The organism is Kutzneria sp. NPDC052558 (assembly GCF_044547355.1).
Lineage (GTDB): Bacteria > Actinomycetota > Actinomycetes > Mycobacteriales > Pseudonocardiaceae > Kutzneria.
Map to the genome: position 1 here is coordinate 60,729 of NZ_JBIUAG010000038.1, position 18,228 is coordinate 78,956.

Below are 18,228 nucleotides of genomic sequence, written 5' to 3' on the forward strand. Positions count from 1 at the left end.
AATTGGTGTGCTTATAGCGCTCCTGGTTGGAAGTGTCAAATGCGCTGGTCGGGGGGCATTCGAACGGGTCTGTCAAGCCGGTTGGTTCCAGCGGTTTCCCGGTCGTTTTCGGCCCTGTGCTGACTTGGCGCTGACCGCAGAGCCCCCGTTGCCCCAGGTGACGGGTGCTCTGTCCTGTTCGGTGCCGAGGGTGGAGCGTGCACCCCCTGTAGGGTGCCTGACCTGCGGTTACTGCGTACGGGTCGGGTTTATGCGAAGCCATGACTAGGACGGTTGTTGACCTTGCTGGGCATTGGCGACCCTGCGTAGCTTGCTTGGTACCGCTAGAGGTGAGGAGCTACGAATGGCCGAGATGAAGCTGACCAGGCTGGCTGGCACCTGTCAGGAAGACGACTGTCCCACCGTGTACCTCTCCGATCGAGGAACCCTTGTGCTGCAAGGAGATACGGTCACAGCGGCCGCCGGACTGAAGCTTGGATCCGGAGAACAGGCCGTAGAGCTTCCGGTGGCGCTCATTCGGGAGGCCCTGAGTGCCCTTGGACAGTAGCGGCCTGCGTTCACTGCTCGACAACTTCGAGCGTTCGGCGTTCCGGCTCGAAACCCATCAGACTTACACGATTCCATCTGAAGCGGAATCAGTCACGAGGTTCCTTGCTGGTGAACCGAAGCCTGAAGGGCTTTCGCGGCAGTGGCATGAGCGTGTACGAGCCAACGTGGCAAAAGGCAAGACCATGCAGCGCGCAAAGCTCGTAAAGCGGCCATTCACGGATTACACGCTCCTGCTGTTTGAATGGTCCATACCGGGCAATATGGCGGCAGGTGAAGACTATCGGATTGTCGACGTGACCGACCGGATGTTCGACCTGCCCGAGCAGGATTTTTGGATCTTTGACGACTCGGTAGTCGTTACGCTCAACTTCAATCCGGATGGCACCATGCGCGATCGAGATCTGGTCGACTCGGCGGACGTATCCAAGTACATTCACTGGCGCGACGTTGCCCTAACGAATTCTGTGCCGTTCAGTGAGTATCGAACCTGACCGGCAGCAGCAACAACGCAGGGATCTAGCCGAGACGCTAAGGAAACTGCGTAAGGCGGCCGGTCTCTCTGGCGAGAGGCTGGCCGCGCGTTGCGCTATGTCTCAGGCAAAGATCAGTCGCATCGAGCGCGGCAGGAGTACGCCATCGGTCGTTGATGTTGAACGAATCCTAAAAGCTCTCAATGTTCCACCAGAAGTGGCGAACGGGCTACTTGAGCTGGCGCGCGTCGCAAACGTTGAGTACGTTTCATGGCGAACGTATGCGAGTATTGGCATGTGGAAGAGGCAAGCGCAACTGAAGGCGCTTGCCGAATCGTCCGAGATGGTTCGCCACTTTCTGCCTGCAATTCCTTCGGGCCTGCTCCAGGTGCCTGGTTACGCCGAGTTGGCCGTAGCCCCCGCCATACGCAGTGCGCCCAAGCGTGATGTCGCCAAGGCGCTTCGGGCGCGGCTAGATCGCCAGGCGGTTCTAGAGAACACTTCTCGTCAGTTCATATTTTTGATGACAGAGCAAGCCGTGAGATGGCAATACGCCACCAGAACGGTCATGGCTAGTCAATGTCTGCACATGGCAAAGCTTGCTGAGCGCTCAAACGTGCAGATCTCCGTCATCCCTCTCGGTCGGATGATTAGCAACGGTCCGCTCAATATCTTCACGATCTACGATGACCGCCTAGTCTTGGCGGAACTCTTCTCCGGTGGTGTCGCCATGCGTGACCCGCAAGATATCGCATATCATCTCGACTTGTTCGATGACTTCTTGAGCTTCGCCTTACACGGTGATGATGCTACCAACTTCTTGCGGTCGATAGCGGACGAGTTTATGCAAGGCTGCGACTAGCGAGTTTATTCGAGTGCATGACTAAAACTCGCATCGGGCGGTGACCCTCTTCTACATTGGTGATGCGGCTCCGACGGCCGGCCTTCCTGACGCTTCCGTCGTAGCCCTCCACCGACGCGCGGAGAGGGTTTCTTGTGTCTGACGAAGAGGACATGGCGCCGCTCTACCGGCTGCTCATGCTGGGATTCCTGGCGCACACTCCGCAAGGCGTCGACGGCCCACAGGTCATCATGTGCGTCCGTCAGCGCATGGACCTCTACGACACTATCCGTGTCCACAGCCCGGAACAGGCGCAAGCCGTGCGATCCGTCAACGGCACCGTCACCGAAGAGGTGTCAGGGTCATTTGCTGAAGTGGTCGCCGAAGTCGAAGAATGGCCGATGGTCCTCACCGCGCACGGTGAGGGGATCGGGCGCTGACGATGCCGCACACTGACTACGGACAGGAGCAGTACGCCCAAGCGCGTCAGCGACGCGCCTCGTGTGTCCGGTGGATGCGGTCCCAATGCCAGCCAGGCTGTCAATGCCTCAGCGGCCTGCCCGAGTCGGTTCATGTTCCCGGTCAGCGGCAGGCGGCCGCGCCGGAAGACAGCAGTTGACATGTCTGACCTTGCGAACGGACAGGCGCTGACCGTGTTCGGAATCCTCGGTCTCGTCGCGCTGGGAACCACCGTGTTCGCCGCCGTAGGGGCTTACCGCTGGTGGCGTGATGCGCGAAAGCGTCGGCAAGGCGGGAGATGAACATGGCAATCGAGCGAAGCGCCGCTATCTATGACGACGTTATCCAACCCGAGCCGAAGGAGTCCGAGGCGAGCAGCGATGACTAGCACTGGCGAGGAAATCCAGCGCCAAGAGGAGCGCTGGGGAATCGAAGAAGACGACGACTGAAGGGGGAATACATGATGCGGGACTTGTATGACATCGACCTGAGCGGCGTGGTCGCCGTGCGGCTGTGCGGTGGCAACACAGGTGACCAGAGCGACGACACCAACGAATCGTGCGTGACGTTGGCGCTCATCCCCGGCACGGACGGCGCGATGGCGCTCGGTGACAGCAAGCGTCCGGACCTGCCGCCGTTGCGGTTCACCTCCGCTGAGGTGGACGCGTTCATCAGTCAGTATGTGGCCACTCGTGGGTTCACCCAGTAGGAGCGTGCCGCACTGGCACGGCTACGTGTTCAACGTGCACGGCACGGAGTTGAAGGATGCGGAGCGTCGGACGGAAACGCCGACGTTCCGCACCTCCGACCTTCCACCGCTGGCGACCCGTCACGGCCTGCTGAAGGCCCTGAGCCACGTGCGGGGGACGTTCACCAGCGCAGCGGACGCGATGGCCTGGTTTGCTGGCGAGTACGGCACACTGCCGCCGTTGCTGCGTCCAGAGTCGGCGGTGTTTCCAGCGCCGGACACGGCGGAGCGGCTCGCGGACGGCGCGCGGGTGCTCGACAGCGGCGTTGACAAGGTGTGGGGCTTCTGGGTGGTCGGCGGCCGGTTCCACAGCATCATGATCATCTGCTGCCCGAACAAGCTTGAGTCGAGCATCCCATGCCCGGCTCCGCCGTGACGCATGGCCGATGTTGTTCCTTGCCCACAGCGACGAGCCTCCTCCCTGTGAACTGTCCACAAGGGAGGAGGCTTCTTCGGTTGTGCCACAACGGAGGTTCTGTGGTGGGGCCTAATCGCTGGCCCGCGCCGCCCATCCGCGTTTACGGTTGCGGCCGTGCTGATCCGTGACGCCGAGGACCGTGACTGGCCCCTGATCTACCCGTTCTTCGCCCAGATCGTCGCCGAGGGGCGGACCTACGCCTATCCCGACGGTCTCACCCTTGAGCAGGCCCGTGGCTGGTGGATGGAGACCCCTCCCGGCCGCACTGTCGTCGCCGTCGACGGTCCCCACATCCTCGGCAGCGCCAAGATGGGCCCCAACCGTCCCGGCCGGGGCTCCCATGTCGCCACCGCCAGCTTCATGGTCAACCCCGAGCACCGCCGCCACGGCATCGGCCGCGCCCTCGGCCTCCACGTCATCGACTCGTGCCGCTCCGCTGGCTACCGCGCCATCCAGTTCAACGCCGTCGTCGAGACCAACACCACCGCCGTCACCCTCTGGCACTCGCTGGGCTTCCGCACCATCGGCACCGTCCCCGCCGCCTTCGACCACCCCGACCACGGCCACGTCGGCCTCCACGTGATGTGGCTGGACCTCAGCGATTCTTCGGATTGAACAGCGTGGTGAGGTCGATGCCGACCGGAAACGGCACGGGCCGTTCAAGGCTGCCCCGGAAGACGACAGCCGGCACGTAGGTCCTGGTGGGCGTGTCCAGCTCATGGACGTGCACAACCGGCTGGCCGTCCTCTTCCTCGATCAGCCAGTAGTGCTTGATCGACGCCTCCGCGTACTTGCGCAGCTTGACCGTTCGATCGCGGTGCCCGGACTCCGGCGACGTCACCTCCACCACAAGCGCGACATCAGCCGGTTCGAATGCGGTCCGGTCCCGTGCGTGGGGAACCTTGGTCGCGATGATGTCCGGCTCGAACCGGGTCCACTTGTCGAGGCGCACGGTGACCTGGCGATCGACCTCGACCGACGCCGGGGCCTGAGCAGCCAGAGCCGTAGTCAGCGACTGGACGACCAGGCTGTGCCACAGCCGCTGCGGGAACAGTCGGAAGACGAAGTAACCGTCGCACAGTTCGGTGTGGGCGGGAGTTCGGCGACATGGTCCAGATCGTCGGAGTGCCAACCCTGTGGACGTGGAGGGCGCATCCAGTCCGGTAGCGCGGTCATGCGTCAACGGTAGCCGGTGTGTCGGGGCTCAGGGGAGCCCCGACACGGTCGCTCACTGCTCGGAGTCGCGGTGCCGGGCGGCGTAGATGATCACGCCGAAGGCGGCGGCCAGGATGAGCAGGCCGGCCAGGCCGGCGACGATCAGGTCGCCGTAGCCCTGGGAGGACTGGACGGCCTGCGCAGGAGCGGGTGCGGCGGCTTGGGCCTGCACGGCGAACAGGACGGCGAGCACGATGGCGGCGGCGGTGGCGGCTGCGGTGCGAAAGAACTTGATCACTTCGAATCCCCTTGTACGGCTTCACCACAGACGACGCGCGAGAGCGGGGGAACGTTGCCCGGGTCGTGCAGGTCACAACCCGGACGGGTGACGGGGCGCGCGGTTCGATGAGACGGACGGGCGCCGCCCGATGGGTGGCCGGGCGACGGTGGCGGGGCGGATCCTGAGATTCGCCTGTGGAGTTGGGGAACGCGGCACGAAGCGAGGTGGGCTCGGCGTTGAAAGGGGTGTAAGGCCGACAAGGAGGGCCATCATGACCACTGCATTCGCCAACAACGGGGCGGCTTCGGCGCTGCCCACTCCGCCCACCGGCTGGCCGATCGGTTCCTACGACACCTACGAGCAGGCGCAGCGGGCGGTGGACTTCCTGGCCGACCGGGAGTTCCCGGTGCAGGACATCACCATCGTGGGCGCGGAGCCGATGCTGGTTGAGCGGGTCACGGGCCGGCTGACCTGGGGCCGGGTGCTCGGCGCGGCCGCGGCCAGCGGGGCCTGGTTCGGACTGTTCGTGGGCATCCTGCTGTCGCTGTTCACGGTGGGCGGCGGCTGGCTGCCGATCGCCATCGGCCTGGTCGGCGGCGTGGGCGCCAGCATGATCTTCGCGGCGATGAGCTACGCGTCGACCAGGGGCAAGCGCGACTTCGTGTCGCAGAGCCAGCTGGTGGCGCGCCGCTACGACGTGCTGTGCCAGCCCCGCAACGCGGAGGCCGGCCGCAACCTGCTCTACTCGCTCGGCTGACCGAGCACCTCCAGCACCCCGTCGATCTCGCCGGCGAGCGTGACGTCCAAGGACGTGACGCCGCCGGCGCTGTGCGTCGCGCACCGGAAGGTCAGGGTCCGCCAGCGGATGTCGATGTCGGGATGGTGGTTGTCGTTCTCGGCGATCTCGGCCACCCGCACCACCGCCTGGATCGCCGCCGAGAAGCTGGCCAGGTCCACTGTGCGAACGAGCGCGGCGCCGTCCTGCCGCCACTGGGCCAGCCGTCCCAGCGCCTCGGTCACCTGGTCGTCCGTGAGCAATTCCGCCATGTGTCCATGGTGGTCCCGACCCCGCCGGAACGCAGCGTAAGCTCCGGGTGAGCCACGGGAGTCCGGTGATCCGGGCTGAGAGGAGAGCGGGCGAGCTCTCGACCGTAAGCACCTGATCCGGGTCATGCCGGTGGAGGGAGGCACTACGGGCGACCTCGCGCGACGAGGTCACCTGGAGGAGAGTTTGGGCAGGACGGCACGGCTGGCCGCGATGGCGCTGGCCACCACGACCCTGGCGGGATGTTCGCTGGTCGGCGGCGGTGACACGACGGCGAGCCCGCACACGGTCACGCTGGTCACCCACGACTCCTGGGCGGTCGACAAGACCCTCTGGGAGGATTTCCAGAAGACCTCGGGCATCACGGTCAAGGTCAGCATGAACGGCGACGCGGGCGCCCTGACCAACAAGCTGGTGCTGACCAAGGCCAACCCGATCGGCGACATCGCCTACGGCGTGGACAGCACCTTCGCCTCCCGGGCGGTGTCGGCGGGGGTCTTCGCGGCCTACAGCAGCCCGGACGCGAACACGGGCCCGCAGCGCTACCAGTTCGACGACTCGCACCGGCTGACGGCGATCGACGTCGGCGACGTGTGCCTGAACGTGGACACGGCCTGGTACGCGGCCCACCAGCTGCCGGTCCCGACCGGCTACGCCGACCTGGCCGACCCGAGGTACCGGGGCCAGACGGTGGTCGAGGACCCGTCCACCTCCTCGCCGGGCCTGGCCTTCCTGCTGGGCACGGTCAAGCAGTTCGGCCCGGACGGCTGGCCGGACTTCTGGTCCCGGCTCAAGGCCAACGACGTCAAGGTCGACGCCGGCTGGGAGGAGGCCTACAGCCAGGACTTCTCCGGCTCGTCGGGCCGGGGCCCGCGCCCGATCGTGGTGTCCTACGCGTCCTCGCCGGCCGACGAGATCGGCCAGGACGGCAAGGTCAACACCAGGGCGCTGCTGAACACCTGCTACCGCCAGGTCGAGTACGCGGGCGTGCTGGCCGGGGCCAAGAACCCGAGTGACGCTCAGAAGGTGCTGGACTTCCTGGTCTCCCAGAAGTTCCAGCAGCAGGTGCCCAGCAGCATGTACGTCTACCCGTCCCGGTCGGACGTGTCGCTGCCGGACACCTGGAAGAAGGCGGCGCCGCTGCCGGACGCGCCGGCGCAGCTGCCGGCCGACCAGGTGGACGCGAACCGGGAGAAGTGGGTCCAGCAGTGCCGAACGCTGCTGCAAGGCTAGTTCTGCCGCTGCTGGCCCTGGTTCCGCTCGGTTTCCTGGGCCTGTTCTTCGCCTGGCCGGTGGTGTCGATCGTCGGCATCGGCCTGGGCGGCAGCGGCGTGACGGAGATCCTGGCCAGCGCCGACACCTGGCGGCTGGTGGCGTTCACGCTGGGTCAGGCCGCCGCCGCGACGCTGGTGGCGGTCCTGGCCGGCATGCCGTTGGCCTACGTCCTGGCCCGGTGCGAGGTGCCGGGCGTGGGCGTGGTGCGCACGCTGGTGCTGGTGCCGTTCGTGCTGCCGACGGTGGTGGTGGGCCTGGCCTTCCGGTCGCTGCTGCCGGACGGCGGCGTGCTCTCGATCGTGCTGGCCAACGCCTTTTTCAACGTCGCCGTGGTGGCGCGGACGGTCGGCGGCCTCTGGGCGCACACGGATCGGCGTGCGGAGGAGGCGGCCCGCGCGTTGGGCGCGTCACGGTGGCGGGCGTTCACGTCGGTGGTGCTGCCGGCGATCGCGCCGGCCGTCGGGTCGGCGGCGGCAGTGGTGTTTCTGTTCTGCGCCACCAGTTTCGGTGTCGTGCTGATGCTCGGCGGGGCCCGGTACCGGACCCTGGAGACCGAGATCTACCTCCGTACGGTGGATCTGTTCGATCTGCCCGGCGCGGCGGCGTTGTCGATCCTGCAAGTGGTCGCGGTCGTCGCGGTGCTGGTGATCGGGGCGGTCGCGCGCCGACGCCGTGAGACGGCGCTGCGGCTGCGCGGACGGTTCGAGACGGCGCGCCGGCCGGTCGGCGGCGAGTGGGCCGTGGTCGGGGCCGCGCTGCTGGTGGTCATCGCTTTGCTGGTCCCGATCGTCGGCCTCGTCGCCCACTCTCTGACCACAATGGACGGTTGGCGGGCGCTGTCCGGCACGGGTGTCGCCGGCACTTTGGAGGTGTCGGCCTGGGAGGCGGCCTGGAACTCGATCCGGGCCGCGACCGACGCCACGATCCTGGCGATGGTGCTCGGGGTGACCGCGGCCGTGGTGCTCTCGCAGCTGCGGCGGGGCCGTGTGGTGTTGGGCGAGACGCTGGACCTGGCGCTGATGCTGCCGCTGGGCGTGTCGGCGGTGACGGTCGGGTTCGGCTACCTCGTCACGCTCGGGGATCTGCCCTTCGACCTGCGCACATCGCCGTTGCTGGTGCCGTTCGCGCAGGCCCTGGTGATCACGCCGCTGATCGTGCGGACGGTGTTGCCGGTGCTGCGGGCCATCGACGAGCGGCTGCGGCAGGCCGCCGGCACGCTCGGCGCGGGCCCGTTCCGGGTGTGGCGCGAGGTCGACCTGGCCCTGGCCGGGCGGTCGCTGATCGCCGCGGCCGGCTTCGGTTACGTGGTGGCGCTGGGCGAGTTCGGCGCGACGAGTTTCCTGGCGCGGCCGGACGCGCCGACGCTGCCGGTGGCGATCGCGCGGCTGATCGCCCGCCCCGGCGAGCTGAACAACGAGATGGCGTACGCGGCGTGCGTGGTGCTGATGGTGGTCACCGTGCTCGCGGTCGTGCTGATCGAACGGTTGACGCCGGCGGTAGGGGAGTTCTGATGGCGCTGGAACTGCAAGGCCTGTCCGTGCGCTACGGCTCGATCGCCGCGGTGTCCGAAGCGGACCTGACCGTCGCCGACGGCGAGGTCGTGGCGCTGCTCGGGCCCTCGGGCTGCGGGAAGTCGACGCTGCTGCGCGCGGTCGCCGGCCTGGAGCGGCCGGCCGCCGGCCGGATCCGTTGGGACGGCGTCGATCTGGCCGGTGTCGCCGTGCACCGGCGTGACTTCGGGCTGGTGTTCCAGGACGGGCAGCTGTTCCCGCACAAGGATGTCGCCGCGAACGTGGCGTTCGGCCTGCGCATGCACCACGTCGACCGGAGCGAGCGGGCCAAGCGCGTCGACGAGCTGCTGGAACTGGTCGGCCTCAAGGGATACGGCGAACGGCGGGTGACGGAGCTGTCCGGCGGCGAACAGCAGCGGGTGGCGCTGGCGCGGGCCCTGGCCCCCAAGCCCCGTCTGCTGTTGCTGGACGAGCCACTGTCCGCTTTGGACCGTGCCCTGCGGGAGCAGCTCGCCGTCGACCTCGCGGCGCTGCTGCGGGCGACCGGCACCACCGCGTTGGTCGTGACTCATGATCACGACGAGGCATTCACGCTGGCCGACCGGGTCGCGCTCATGCAGGCCGGGCGGATTCGCCAGGTCGGGCCGCCGGACGAGGTGTGGCGGCGGCCGGCCGACGACGTGGTCGCCGGCTTCCTCGGCTGCACCACGTTCGTGCCGGCGCGGGCCGACCATGACCTGGTGACCAGTTCGCTCGGCGCGATCGCCCTGCCCGGGGCCGGCGACGGCACCGTGCTGCTCGGCCTGCGGGCCAATGCGCTGCGCACGGATCCGGGCGGCGTCGTGCACGGCGAGGTCGTGCAGCGCCTGCACCGGCGTGACCACGCCCGGTTGCTGGTGCGGCTCAGCGGCGACGGCGTGCCGACCGACCCGGTCGAGGCTGTCGCCCCGGTGGCCGGCGCGCCCGAGCCGGGCGACGCCATCCGGCTCGCCCTCGACGCCGACGGCATCGCCCTGACTGGCCGCTGACCTGCCCCAAAGCTCGCCAGTGGGTGTGACGCGCTTAACAGAATAGACGGAATGACGAATTTGGTCAGTTGGTCTACCGTGAAGATATGACCACGAGGACGCAACCAGGCCGCCGGGCTCTTGTCGTCGGGCTCGGCATCAGCGGCATCGGGACGGCACTGGGGCTCAAGCGGGCCGGCTGGCAGCCGGTGCTGATCGAGAAGGCGCCGCGGCGGCGCTCCGGCGGCTACTTCGTCGGCCTGTTCGGCGCGGGCAAGGCGCCGGCCGAGCGGCTCGGCATCCTGGAGCGGCTGCACGACCGGACCGCGTACGACGGCGTCAACCACGACATCGACCGCTTCGGCCCGTGGCGGCGCGGCTTCGGGTTCCGCGACCTCCCCGGCGAGCCGTGGATGATGCTGCGCGGCGATGTCGAGCAGGCCGCGTTCGAGGCGCTGCCCGACGACGTGGAGGTCCGCTACTCCACCGTGCCGACCGCGATCGAACAGGACGACGACGGCGTCACCGTCACGCTGGCCGACACCGTCAACGGCACCACCGTCACCGAGCGGTACGACCTGGTCGTCGGGGCCGACGGCCTGCGCTCCACGGTCCGCAAGCTGGCGTTCGGGCCGGACTCGCGCTACCTGCGCCGGCTGAACTACATGATCGCCGCCTTCGAGCTGCCCGGCGGCCTCGGCGACCTCGCCGAGCAGGACGGCTGCACGCTGCTGGAGGACGACCGGTCGCTGTGGGTGTTCCCGTTCGCCGACCACGCGCCGACGGTCCTGATGAGCTACCAGACCGACGATGTGGACGGCGAGTTCACCGAGCCGCCCGCGGTGCGCGTGCGCAAGGCGTTCGGACCCGAGCCGACCGGCGACGTGCTCGGCGCGGCGCTGGAGGCGTTGGAGGCCACCGACGAGCTGCTGTTCGACTCGGTCGAGCAGGTGCACATGGATCGCTGGCACCGAGGCCGGGTCGTGCTGGTCGGGGACTCGGCGTGGTGCGTGACGCTGTACGCCGGCATGGGCGTGTCGGCCGGGCTGGCCGGCGCGGACCTGCTGGGCACCATGCTCGGCCGGTTCGACGACGTGCCGCGGGCGCTGGCCGAGTGGGAGCGCCGGCTGCGGCCGTACGTGCACTACTACCAGCAGATGGGGGTACAGATGCAGGCGATCTTCACGCCCAACCGCAAGCAGATCAGCGTGCGCCGGGTGATGGCGAAGGGCATGACCATGCCCCTGGTGTCCAGCCTGCTGAAGTTCGTGCGCACCCACAACAAGTCCGGGCGCATGAAGGAAATCGACTACGCGCGGGCATAATCCCAGTCCGGCGCGACGGGAGGACGACCATGGCGGCACTGGCGGAGCAGGAATCGGGCAGCGCGGGGCGCATTCTGGCCGCGGCGCGGGAGCTGGTGCTAAAGCGCGGGGTCAAGGGCCTGACCATCGCGGAGATCGCGGAGCGGGCGCATGTCGCCAAGGGCACCGTGTACCTGCACTGGAGCACCCGTGAGGACCTGCTGGTCGGCCTGTTCGCCCGCGACTTCCTGGCCATGCTCGACGAGGTCGGCGTCGTGATCGCCGACGATCCCGACGTCTGCCGGCCCAGTCGGCTGCTGCCGCTGGTCGTCCGGACCTCGGTCGAGCGACCGTTCGTCCACGCGTTGCAGACCGAGGACGAGGACCTGCTCGGCGCGCTCACCACACATCCCCGCAGCACCAGGCTCCGCGAGGACCTCGGTCCGGGAGGAGTGATGTTCGCCGCGCTTCCGGTGTGGCGCCAGCACAATCTCGCCCGCACCGACTGGCCGCTGGACGAGCAGGCCTACGCCCTGCACGCATTGCTGTCGGGTTTTCTGGCCGTGGCCACCAAGCACCCGGTGCTCAGCTCCGTGACTGTCGACGATCCGATCCGGGTGCTGGCCGCCGCCACGACCGCCCTGCTCGGACCGGAAACCCCCACCCCCGAGGACATTCGGGCCACCGCCGACGCGGCACTGGCCGTGATGGCGGCCAAGCGCGAGGCGCTGCTGGAGTCCATCGGCAAACCTCACTGAGGAGAATTCCGTGCCGCACCAACGTTTTGTCCGCGTGAACGGCATCGACCTGCACATCACCGAGCAGGGCTCGGGTCCGCTCGTCGTGCTGCTGCACGGCTTCCCGGAGACCTCGTACTCCTGGCGGCGCCAGATCCCGGCCATCGCCGCCGCCGGCTACCGCGTCGTCGCCCCCGACCAGCGCGGCTACAGCGGCTCCGGCCGTCCCGAGGGCATCGACCAGTACTCGATCTTCCACCTGGTCGGCGACGTGGTCGGGCTGATCCGCGAACTCGGCGAGCAGCAGGCCGTTGTCGTCGGCCACGACTGGGGATCCATGGTCGCCTGGCAGACCGCCCTGATGCGCCCCGACGTCGTCCGCGGCGTCGTCGGCATCAGCGTGCCGCCGCTGCCCCGCGGTTCCCGGCCGCCGCTGACCCTCACCCGCGAGCGGTTCGGCGAAGGCTTCTACCAGAACTACTTCCAGCAGCCCGGCGTCGCCGACGCCGAGCTGAACAAGGACATCGCCGCCACGCTGCGGCTGACCTACGCCGGTGTCCGCAAAGCCGAGCCCGACCCGGGTTTCCTCGGCGGGATCGCCGAACCGGAGACGCTCCCGTCCTGGCTCACCGCCGACGACCTGGCCGTCTTCGTCGACCAGTTCACCGCCAGCGGCTTCACCGGCGGCCTGAACTGGTACCGCAACCTCGACCGCAACTGGGAGCTCACCGCCGCCTGGCAGGACGCCCCCATCACTCCGCCGTCGCTCTACATCAGCGGTGAGGAGGACGGCGTGCGCTCCTTCTACCCCATGGACGACGCCGCCCGCGCCATCGTGCCCAACCTGCGTGGCGTCGTCGACGTCCCCGGCGCCGGCCACTGGACGCAGCAGGAACGCCCCGAGGTGGTCACCGAGGCGCTGCTGGACTTCCTGCGCTGAGCCGTCAGGAATCAGCGTGGGTGGTGAGTAGTCGCGCCTGCGCGGCCGCTCGTTCCCGCTGCCGCCAGGTTCCGGGCGGATCCCCGTGGTGGCGGCGGAAGGCCGCGGCGAACGCGAAGGGCGAGCCGTAGCCGACGGCGTCGGCGACCTGGGTCAGGGTGAGATCGTCGCCGCGCAGGTGGTCGCGGGCCAGCGTCATCCGCCATTCGGTCAGGTACTGCATCGGGGCCTGGCCGAGCGCCTCCCGGAACACCCGCGCGAAGGCGGCCCGGGACAGCCCGCTGATCGCGGCGAGTTCGGGAACCGTCCACGGGTGGGCCGGATTCTCGTGCACGGCCTGGAGCGCGGCGCCCAGCCGCGGGTCCGACGAGGCGCGGTACCAGCGCGGCGCGGCCGCGCTGTCGCGCAGGTCGCTGCGGATGGCGAGCACGAGAAGCAGATCCAGCAGGCGGTCCAGCATGATCTGTTGGGCGGGCTCGGTGCGGAGCAGCTCGCGGGACAACAGCGTGATCACTTCCCGGACCGGGTCGTCGATCGTGGACGACAGGGTCGTCACCGGGGGCAGTGCCTCGAGCACTCCGCTGCCGACGTCGCCGGAGAACTGGTAGGCGCCGCAGAGGAACACCGTGGCGCGGGGGCTGTCCTCGGGGCCGGCCCGGCCGTGGCGGGCCCGGAACTCCGCCGGCTCAAGGCATTCGGCCCCTGGCTCGTGCCCGATGTGGTGGATCGGCCCGCCGCGCACCAGCGTGACGTCTCCCGGCACGAGTTCCACGGCGTCGGCGGGCCGGTCGAACCACAGGTAGCCCCGACCGCGGACGACCGTGTGCAGCGAGAGGTGGATCGACGGGCCCAGCCGCAGTCCCCACGGCGGCTCGGCGACCGTGCGGGCGAACACCGCGCCGGTGGCGCGGGCCCGGATCAAGTGGTCGGAAAGCAGGTCCACGGGCATCAGGCTGGGCGGGGACCGACGGGTGAGTCAAGCGCGCAGCCGAAGAGTTTCGCGTAAAAAATCGAGCGGGGCACGCATGGATCCTCTCGCCTCGAGCCTCAACCATGGAGCCGTGCACAACAACTCCTCTACCGCGCTCATCCTGGGCGGCACCGGCCGCACCGGCTCGCTGCTGGCCGACGCACTCGCCCGGCGCGGCATCGCCACCCGCACCGCCGCCCGCCGCGGCGGCGACGTCCGGTTCGACTGGGACGACCCGGCAACCCATCCCGACGCGCTGGCCGGCGTCGACCGCCTCTACCTGGTGACACCGGTCCTGCGCGTCAGGTACGCCGACCAGGTCGCCGGCTTCCTGGATCTGGCCGAGGCGGCCGGCGTGCGGCACGTGACGTTTCTGAGCGCCCACAACGCCGACCGGGCCCCGGCGGGGATCGACATCGCGGCCGTCGAGGCCGGACTCGCGGCCCGGCCGGCGATCACGCACTCGATCCTGCGCCCGGCCTGGGTGATGGAGAACTTCCTCGACGACCACCTCCCGGTCGTCGACGGCGTGATCACGGCGCCGAGCGGCGGCGGCCGGGAGGCGTTCGTGTCGGCGGGTGACATCGCGGCGGTCGCCGCCGAGACGCTGCTCGATCCCGAAGCGCACGCCGGCGCCACCTATTCGCTCACCGGGCCGCAGGCCCTCACCTTCGGCGAGGTCGCGGACATCATCGCCGAGGTGAGCAATCGTCATATCGTCTACCGCGACATCGACCAGGAGGCATGGATCGGCGGCGCTCTGGCCGTGGGCGTCCCCGCCGACTACGCCGCGATGCTGAGGTGGCTCACCGGCGCCATCATCACCGGCAACGGCGCCGCACCCACCGGCGACATCGAGAAGGTCACGGGCCGGCCGGCCACGAGTTTCCGTGCGTTCGCACAGCGAAACGCCCAGGCCTGGCGGGTGGCGGCCGAATCCGAGGGGACTGTCCGATGATCGACCACGTCTATCTCTCCGTGAGCGATGTCGCCCGCTCGCGAGCCCTCTACGCCGCGGTGCTCGAGTCGCTGGGGTGGCGAGAACTCGGTGGCTACGACTCGGGCGCGGGCCCCGATCTCTTCGGCTTCGGGGACCGGGTCTACGGGTCGGGCCGGGCCGTCGGCAGCAGCGTCTGGCTACGCCGGCGGCAACCGGGCGAGACCGGTCTCTATCTCGGTCTCGCCGCCGACAGCCCGGCCGAGGTCGACGCCGCCCACGCCGCCGCCCTCACGGCCGGCTGGCGCGACGACGGCGGTTCGGGCCCTCGCCCGCATTTCGGGCCCGGTTACTACGCCGCGAACGTGGCCGACTTCAACGGCAACCGGCTCGAAATCGTCAACAAGAGCACGAACCCGCCGCGTCCGGCCTGAGCCACCTAACCGTCCTTTGTGGACAGGCGGGCGTAGGCCGCGCCGAGGCCGATGACGAGGTAGCAGGCGGCCTTGAGGGTGCTGTTGACCAGGCCGTCCCACGGCATGGGGTCGCGCAGCACGTCGGTGACCGTGGGCCAGGTGCTGGTCAGCAGGTACGGCTGGAGCCAGTCGAGCTGGGGGATCACGGTCAGGATGCCGAACACCAGGGCCCCGGCCAGGGTGGCGGCCATGACGACCAGCGGGTGCTCGGTGAAGGCCGACACGGCCAGGGCGATGGCGGCCACGGCCCAGACCTGGAAGGTCACCCACAGCACGGCCAGGCCGATCCGACCCAGGGCGGAGCCGAAGCTCAAGGTGGTGCCGGACAAGGTGATCAGGCCGTCGGTGCCGACGAGCACGACCCCGGTGAGCAGCCCCACCAGCGCGATGGCGACGACGGCGATGAACACGGTGACGCCGACGCCGAAGGCCTTGACGCCGAGCAGCCGAGCCCGGCTGACCGGGGCCATGAGCAGCCCGCGAAGGGTGCCGTGGGCGGCCTCGCCGGCCAGGGCGTCGGCGGCGGCCATGGCCCCGAGCAGCGGCAGCAGCATGGTGAGCAGCAGCGTCAGGGACAGGATCGGCAGCACGAAGCCGTTGCCGATGAGGCTGGCGAACAGGCCCCCGCCCCCGGGGCCGATGCCGGCGCTGCTGGCGATGCGGGTGCCGACGCCGATGAGCACGGGCACCCCGGCCAGCAGCACGATGGCGATGACGGTCCGCGGCCGGCGCAGCACCCAGCGCAGCTCGGAGGCCAGCAGCCGGCCGAGCGGCGCGCGGACGGGGCGGTCCGGCGCGGGCCGGTCCAGGATGGCGGCGGTCATTCGGATTCCCCCTCCGTGAGCTGGGCGAACAGGTCCTCCAGCCCGGTGCGGCGCCGGCGCACCTCGTGCACCTCGGCGCCGGCCTCGACCAGCCGCCGCACGACCTGGGGCGCGGTGGTGCCGATGAGTTCGACGAACAGGCCGTCCTCGGTGGACCGGGCGGCGATGCCGTTGTCCCGCAGGGCGTCGAGAGAGGTCTCGACGTCCGGGGTGGACACCAGCAGGGCCGGCGCGCCGGCCTCCAGCAGCTCGGCCAGCTCGCCCTGGGCGACGACGGAACCCTTGTGCAGCACGGCGACGTGCGTGCAGGTGGCCTCGATCTCGGCCAGCAGGTGGGAGCTGACCAGCACGGTGGTGCCGGCGGCGTGCAGCTCGGCGATCACCCGCCGGATCTCCCGCGTGCCGGCCGGGTCGAGCCCGTTGGTCGGCTCGTCCAGCACGACCAGCCGCCGCGGCAGCAGCAGCACGGCGGCCAGCCCCAGCCGCTGCTTCATGCCGAGCGAGTAGCCCCGGTAGCGGCGGTCGGCGGCGTCGGCCAGCCCGACCCGCTCCAGCGCGTCCGACACCGAGGCGGCGATCGCCGAGGACGCCATCAGCGGCTCGGCGGCGGCGACCCGCCGCAGGTTCTCCCGTCCGGACAGGAAGGGATGGAAGCCGGGACCTTCGACCAGCGCGCCGACGTGCGGCAGCGAGATCTGCGCGCCGGCCGGCATCGGGTGGCCCAGCAGCTCCACCTCGCCCGCCGTCGGCTGCACGAGCCCGAGCAGCATCCGGATGGTGGTGGTCTTGCCCGACCCGTTCGGGCCCAGCATCCCCAGCACGGCGCCGTCGGGCACATCCAGGTCGACCTGGTCCACGGCGACCGTGCTGCCGTATGTCTTGCGCAGTCCCCGAGTCCGCGCCGCGAGGGTGGGGGCGGCCAGCGCCGCCCCCACTCCCGGCTCCACGAGGGAGGTGCTGGTCACTTCACGCTCGCCAGCGCGTCGGTCAGCGCCTGCTCCGGCACGGCTCCGACGGCGATGCGGCCGTCGTCGAGGATCAGCGCGGTGCCGACGGCGGTGCTGATCTCGTAGCCCGAGCCCCACGGACCGGTGACGCGCTTGCCCAGCTCGCCGAGCAGCCGCGACGGGTCGACGCCCTGCTGCCGCCCCTGCTGGGTGGTGCCGGTCTTGTCGGGGCTGGCGCTCAGCGCGCCGGCCGGCAGCTTCTCCACCAGGACGGTGTCCCAGCCGCTGCCCACGAGCTGCGGCTCGGGCAGGTCCTTGGGCGCCTGGCTGCGGTCCTTGGCCACCTGGTGCTCGGTGTCGCCGGTCTCGACCTTGGCGTTGGCCGGCGGCGTGAACGTGAACAGCGCCGGGTCCTGGGCCGCGACCTCCAGCTTGGAGAAGCCGATCTGCGCCACCGGCTGGGCGTTGCCGTTGGCCAGCACGCTCAGCCGCAGCGGGATCTTGGTCTCCGAGTCGACGGCGATGCGCACCTCACGCAGCATCGTGCGCTCGGTCGGCTTGGGCGCCAGCACCAGCTCGTAGGCCGAGCGGCCGGCGACGGTCGCGGTGCCGTCCACCTTGACCGTGCTGTCCTTGCTGATCAGCCCGATGACCTGCTTGGCCGCCTGGGCCGGGTCGGTGGCGACCTCGCCGCTGGAGGGCTTGTCCGGGTGCGCCTTGTCGGGCGCGCCGGTGCTCTTGCGCACGGTGTTGTCGGACGAGTTCCAGTCCCACACCGTGGTCCCGTCGAAGACGACGGTCTCCTCGGAGGTGCCGCTCGGCAGCGACAGCCGGCCCCGGCCCTTGCCGTCGGTCCAGACCTGGGCGCTGGTCGAGCCGTTGGTGAGGAACTTCGACGCCGAGCCGAGGCCCGGCACCGCTGCCAGCCCCAGGTTGTTGGTCGCGGTGACGGTGCCGGCCAGCGCCGGCACCGACTTCGCGGTGAGCACCGACTGCACCAGGTCCTCGGCGCTGACCGTGGGCAGCACGGGGGCGGGCCCCGCGCCGGCCGGCGCCGCGAGCACCCCCAGGCCGACCACGCCGGCCAGCACGCCGGCCGCCCCGACGACCAGACCTGCCTTCTTCCCGCTCATGGCTCCCCTTCCCATCGCGTCCAGTGAACGCTTCGAGCTTGGTCAAGGCCAGCTGAGACCGGGCTGAGGAGCTGAGAGAAAGCTGAGAGCGCAGGTGGGGGCGATGTCGGCGGCGACCGGCCGGGAGCTGGGCCGAAGCTGAGAACGGGAGCCGGCCGCGCCGACGCGGGCGGCTGAGAGATCCCTGAGAGCGGGCGCGGGC

General features: G+C 69.6%; 23 protein-coding genes and 1 riboswitch. Of the genes, 16 read left to right on the forward strand and 7 right to left on the reverse strand.

Annotated elements, in window-relative coordinates; all coding sequences use genetic code 11:
* The first annotated feature begins 343 nt into the window (after positions 1-343).
* The 7 genes from ACIG5F_RS42010 (at position 344) to ACIG5F_RS42040 (ending at position 4,100) form a co-directional block, all read left to right on the forward strand.
* On the forward strand, positions 344-547 hold the full coding sequence (locus ACIG5F_RS42010) for a hypothetical protein (protein WP_396525796.1): 204 nt from the start codon (positions 344-346) through the stop codon (positions 545-547).
* Positions 531-1,040: a DUF6879 family protein gene (locus ACIG5F_RS42015; RefSeq protein WP_396525798.1), complete on the forward strand. Its 510-nt coding sequence runs from the start codon at positions 531-533 to the stop codon at positions 1,038-1,040. Before ACIG5F_RS42010 ends, ACIG5F_RS42015 begins: the two co-directional genes overlap by 17 nt.
* A complete protein-coding gene (locus tag ACIG5F_RS42020) occupies positions 1,024-1,881 on the forward strand; it encodes a helix-turn-helix domain-containing protein (RefSeq protein WP_396525799.1) in 858 nt (285 codons plus the stop codon). Before ACIG5F_RS42015 ends, ACIG5F_RS42020 begins: the two co-directional genes overlap by 17 nt.
* 152 nt (positions 1,882-2,033) lie before the next feature.
* Positions 2,034-2,300, forward strand: coding sequence for a hypothetical protein (locus ACIG5F_RS42025; protein ID WP_396525801.1), 267 nt, complete (start codon positions 2,034-2,036; stop codon positions 2,298-2,300).
* 482 nt (positions 2,301-2,782) lie between these two features.
* Positions 2,783-3,028 carry a DUF397 domain-containing protein gene (locus tag ACIG5F_RS42030; protein ID WP_396525802.1) on the forward strand — a complete coding sequence of 82 codons (246 nt, stop codon included), beginning with the start codon at positions 2,783-2,785 and terminating at the stop codon, positions 3,026-3,028.
* 4 nt (positions 3,029-3,032) lie between these two features.
* Positions 3,033-3,443, forward strand: a complete 411-nt coding sequence (locus ACIG5F_RS42035; RefSeq protein WP_396525804.1) for a hypothetical protein — start codon at positions 3,033-3,035, stop codon at positions 3,441-3,443.
* 156 nt (positions 3,444-3,599) lie between these two features.
* On the forward strand, positions 3,600-4,100 hold the full coding sequence (locus tag ACIG5F_RS42040; RefSeq protein WP_396525806.1) for a GNAT family N-acetyltransferase: 501 nt from the start codon (positions 3,600-3,602) through the stop codon (positions 4,098-4,100).
* Here the strand turns inward: ACIG5F_RS42040 and ACIG5F_RS42045 are convergent.
* Positions 4,081-4,668, reverse strand: coding sequence for a Uma2 family endonuclease (locus ACIG5F_RS42045; protein WP_396525808.1), 588 nt, complete (start codon positions 4,666-4,668; stop codon positions 4,081-4,083). The genes ACIG5F_RS42040 and ACIG5F_RS42045 overlap by 20 nt on opposite strands.
* A gap of 45 nt (positions 4,669-4,713) precedes the next feature.
* On the reverse strand, positions 4,714-4,938 hold the full coding sequence (locus tag ACIG5F_RS42050) for a hypothetical protein (protein ID WP_396525810.1): 225 nt from the start codon (positions 4,936-4,938) through the stop codon (positions 4,714-4,716).
* Positions 4,939-5,191: 253 nt separating this feature from the next.
* Between ACIG5F_RS42050 and ACIG5F_RS42055 the strand changes: the two genes are divergently transcribed.
* Positions 5,192-5,677 (forward strand): general stress protein, encoded by a 486-nt coding sequence (locus tag ACIG5F_RS42055; protein ID WP_396525812.1) that lies wholly within the window; start codon positions 5,192-5,194, stop codon positions 5,675-5,677.
* Here ACIG5F_RS42055 and ACIG5F_RS42060 read toward each other — a convergent pair.
* Positions 5,662-5,967 (reverse strand): 4a-hydroxytetrahydrobiopterin dehydratase, encoded by a 306-nt coding sequence (locus ACIG5F_RS42060; protein WP_396525813.1) that lies wholly within the window; start codon positions 5,965-5,967, stop codon positions 5,662-5,664. The two genes, ACIG5F_RS42055 and ACIG5F_RS42060, sit on opposite strands and share 16 nt — an antisense overlap.
* Before the next feature lie 44 nt (positions 5,968-6,011).
* Positions 6,012-6,123, forward strand: a riboswitch (TPP riboswitch).
* Between the two features lie 55 nt (positions 6,124-6,178).
* Between ACIG5F_RS42060 and ACIG5F_RS42065 the strand changes: the two genes are divergently transcribed.
* The 6 genes from ACIG5F_RS42065 (at position 6,179) to ACIG5F_RS42090 (ending at position 12,739) form a co-directional block, all read left to right on the forward strand.
* Complete coding sequence (locus tag ACIG5F_RS42065) at positions 6,179-7,198, forward strand: thiamine ABC transporter substrate binding subunit (RefSeq protein WP_396525855.1); 1,020 nt, start codon at positions 6,179-6,181, stop codon at positions 7,196-7,198.
* Positions 7,174-8,751, forward strand: coding sequence for an ABC transporter permease (locus tag ACIG5F_RS42070; RefSeq protein WP_396525815.1), 1,578 nt, complete (start codon positions 7,174-7,176; stop codon positions 8,749-8,751). Before ACIG5F_RS42065 ends, ACIG5F_RS42070 begins: the two co-directional genes overlap by 25 nt.
* Positions 8,751-9,779, forward strand: a complete 1,029-nt coding sequence (locus tag ACIG5F_RS42075; RefSeq protein WP_396525817.1) for an ABC transporter ATP-binding protein — start codon at positions 8,751-8,753, stop codon at positions 9,777-9,779. The genes ACIG5F_RS42070 and ACIG5F_RS42075 overlap by 1 nt, the downstream gene beginning before the upstream one ends.
* 86 nt (positions 9,780-9,865) lie before the next feature.
* Positions 9,866-11,083: an FAD-dependent monooxygenase gene (locus ACIG5F_RS42080; protein WP_396525818.1), complete on the forward strand. Its 1,218-nt coding sequence runs from the start codon at positions 9,866-9,868 to the stop codon at positions 11,081-11,083.
* 29 nt (positions 11,084-11,112) lie between these two features.
* Positions 11,113-11,820: a TetR/AcrR family transcriptional regulator gene (locus ACIG5F_RS42085; protein WP_396525820.1), complete on the forward strand. Its 708-nt coding sequence runs from the start codon at positions 11,113-11,115 to the stop codon at positions 11,818-11,820.
* A gap of 10 nt (positions 11,821-11,830) precedes the next feature.
* On the forward strand, positions 11,831-12,739 hold the full coding sequence (locus ACIG5F_RS42090; RefSeq protein WP_396525821.1) for an alpha/beta fold hydrolase: 909 nt from the start codon (positions 11,831-11,833) through the stop codon (positions 12,737-12,739).
* 4 nt (positions 12,740-12,743) lie between these two features.
* Here ACIG5F_RS42090 and ACIG5F_RS42095 read toward each other — a convergent pair whose 3' ends face one another.
* Positions 12,744-13,682, reverse strand: a complete 939-nt coding sequence (locus ACIG5F_RS42095; RefSeq protein ID WP_396525822.1) for a cupin domain-containing protein — start codon at positions 13,680-13,682, stop codon at positions 12,744-12,746.
* 82 nt (positions 13,683-13,764) lie between these two features.
* Between ACIG5F_RS42095 and ACIG5F_RS42100 the strand changes: the two genes are divergently transcribed.
* Both ACIG5F_RS42100 and ACIG5F_RS42105 read left to right on the forward strand, forming a co-directional pair.
* Positions 13,765-14,667, forward strand: coding sequence for an NmrA family NAD(P)-binding protein (locus ACIG5F_RS42100; protein ID WP_396525823.1), 903 nt, complete (start codon positions 13,765-13,767; stop codon positions 14,665-14,667).
* Positions 14,664-15,080 (forward strand): VOC family protein, encoded by a 417-nt coding sequence (locus tag ACIG5F_RS42105; RefSeq protein WP_396525824.1) that lies wholly within the window; start codon positions 14,664-14,666, stop codon positions 15,078-15,080. Before ACIG5F_RS42100 ends, ACIG5F_RS42105 begins: the two co-directional genes overlap by 4 nt.
* A 5-nt stretch (positions 15,081-15,085) precedes the next feature.
* Here the strand turns inward: ACIG5F_RS42105 and ACIG5F_RS42110 are convergent, their stop codons facing one another.
* Genes ACIG5F_RS42110 through ACIG5F_RS42120 form a run of 3 tightly spaced genes read right to left on the reverse strand, consistent with a single transcriptional unit; the run spans position 15,086 to position 18,026 of the window.
* Positions 15,086-15,946: an ABC transporter permease subunit gene (locus ACIG5F_RS42110; protein ID WP_396525825.1), complete on the reverse strand. Its 861-nt coding sequence runs from the start codon at positions 15,944-15,946 to the stop codon at positions 15,086-15,088.
* Positions 15,943-16,911, reverse strand: coding sequence for an ABC transporter ATP-binding protein (locus tag ACIG5F_RS42115; RefSeq protein WP_396525826.1), 969 nt, complete (start codon positions 16,909-16,911; stop codon positions 15,943-15,945). Before ACIG5F_RS42115 ends, ACIG5F_RS42110 begins: the two co-directional genes overlap by 4 nt.
* Positions 16,908-18,026, reverse strand: a complete 1,119-nt coding sequence (locus ACIG5F_RS42120; protein ID WP_396525827.1) for an outer membrane lipoprotein carrier protein LolA — start codon at positions 18,024-18,026, stop codon at positions 16,908-16,910. The genes ACIG5F_RS42115 and ACIG5F_RS42120 overlap by 4 nt, the downstream gene beginning before the upstream one ends.
* Between the last annotated feature and the right edge of the window lie 202 nt (positions 18,027-18,228).

Excerpts from the sequence above, each read along its gene's own strand:
- ACIG5F_RS42010 (WP_396525796.1), top strand. The coding sequence starts at position 344 with ATGGCCGAGATGAAGCTGACCAGGCTGGCTGGCACCTGTCAGGAAGAC.
- ACIG5F_RS42100 (WP_396525823.1), top strand. The coding sequence starts at position 13,765 with ATGGATCCTCTCGCCTCGAGCCTCAACCATGGAGCCGTGCACAACAAC.
- ACIG5F_RS42105 (WP_396525824.1), top strand. The coding sequence starts at position 14,664 with ATGATCGACCACGTCTATCTCTCCGTGAGCGATGTCGCCCGCTCGCGA.
- ACIG5F_RS42075 (WP_396525817.1), top strand. The coding sequence starts at position 8,751 with ATGGCGCTGGAACTGCAAGGCCTGTCCGTGCGCTACGGCTCGATCGCC.
- ACIG5F_RS42025 (WP_396525801.1), top strand. The coding sequence starts at position 2,034 with ATGGCGCCGCTCTACCGGCTGCTCATGCTGGGATTCCTGGCGCACACT.
- ACIG5F_RS42065 (WP_396525855.1), top strand. The coding sequence starts at position 6,179 with ATGGCGCTGGCCACCACGACCCTGGCGGGATGTTCGCTGGTCGGCGGC.
- ACIG5F_RS42110 (WP_396525825.1), bottom strand. The coding sequence starts at position 15,946 with ATGACCGCCGCCATCCTGGACCGGCCCGCGCCGGACCGCCCCGTCCGC.
- ACIG5F_RS42030 (WP_396525802.1), top strand. The coding sequence starts at position 2,783 with ATGCGGGACTTGTATGACATCGACCTGAGCGGCGTGGTCGCCGTGCGG.
- ACIG5F_RS42060 (WP_396525813.1), bottom strand. The coding sequence starts at position 5,967 with ATGGCGGAATTGCTCACGGACGACCAGGTGACCGAGGCGCTGGGACGG.
- ACIG5F_RS42080 (WP_396525818.1), top strand. The coding sequence starts at position 9,866 with ATGACCACGAGGACGCAACCAGGCCGCCGGGCTCTTGTCGTCGGGCTC.
- ACIG5F_RS42120 (WP_396525827.1), bottom strand. The coding sequence starts at position 18,026 with ATGAGCGGGAAGAAGGCAGGTCTGGTCGTCGGGGCGGCCGGCGTGCTG.
- ACIG5F_RS42085 (WP_396525820.1), top strand. The coding sequence starts at position 11,113 with ATGGCGGCACTGGCGGAGCAGGAATCGGGCAGCGCGGGGCGCATTCTG.
- ACIG5F_RS42055 (WP_396525812.1), top strand. The coding sequence starts at position 5,192 with ATGACCACTGCATTCGCCAACAACGGGGCGGCTTCGGCGCTGCCCACT.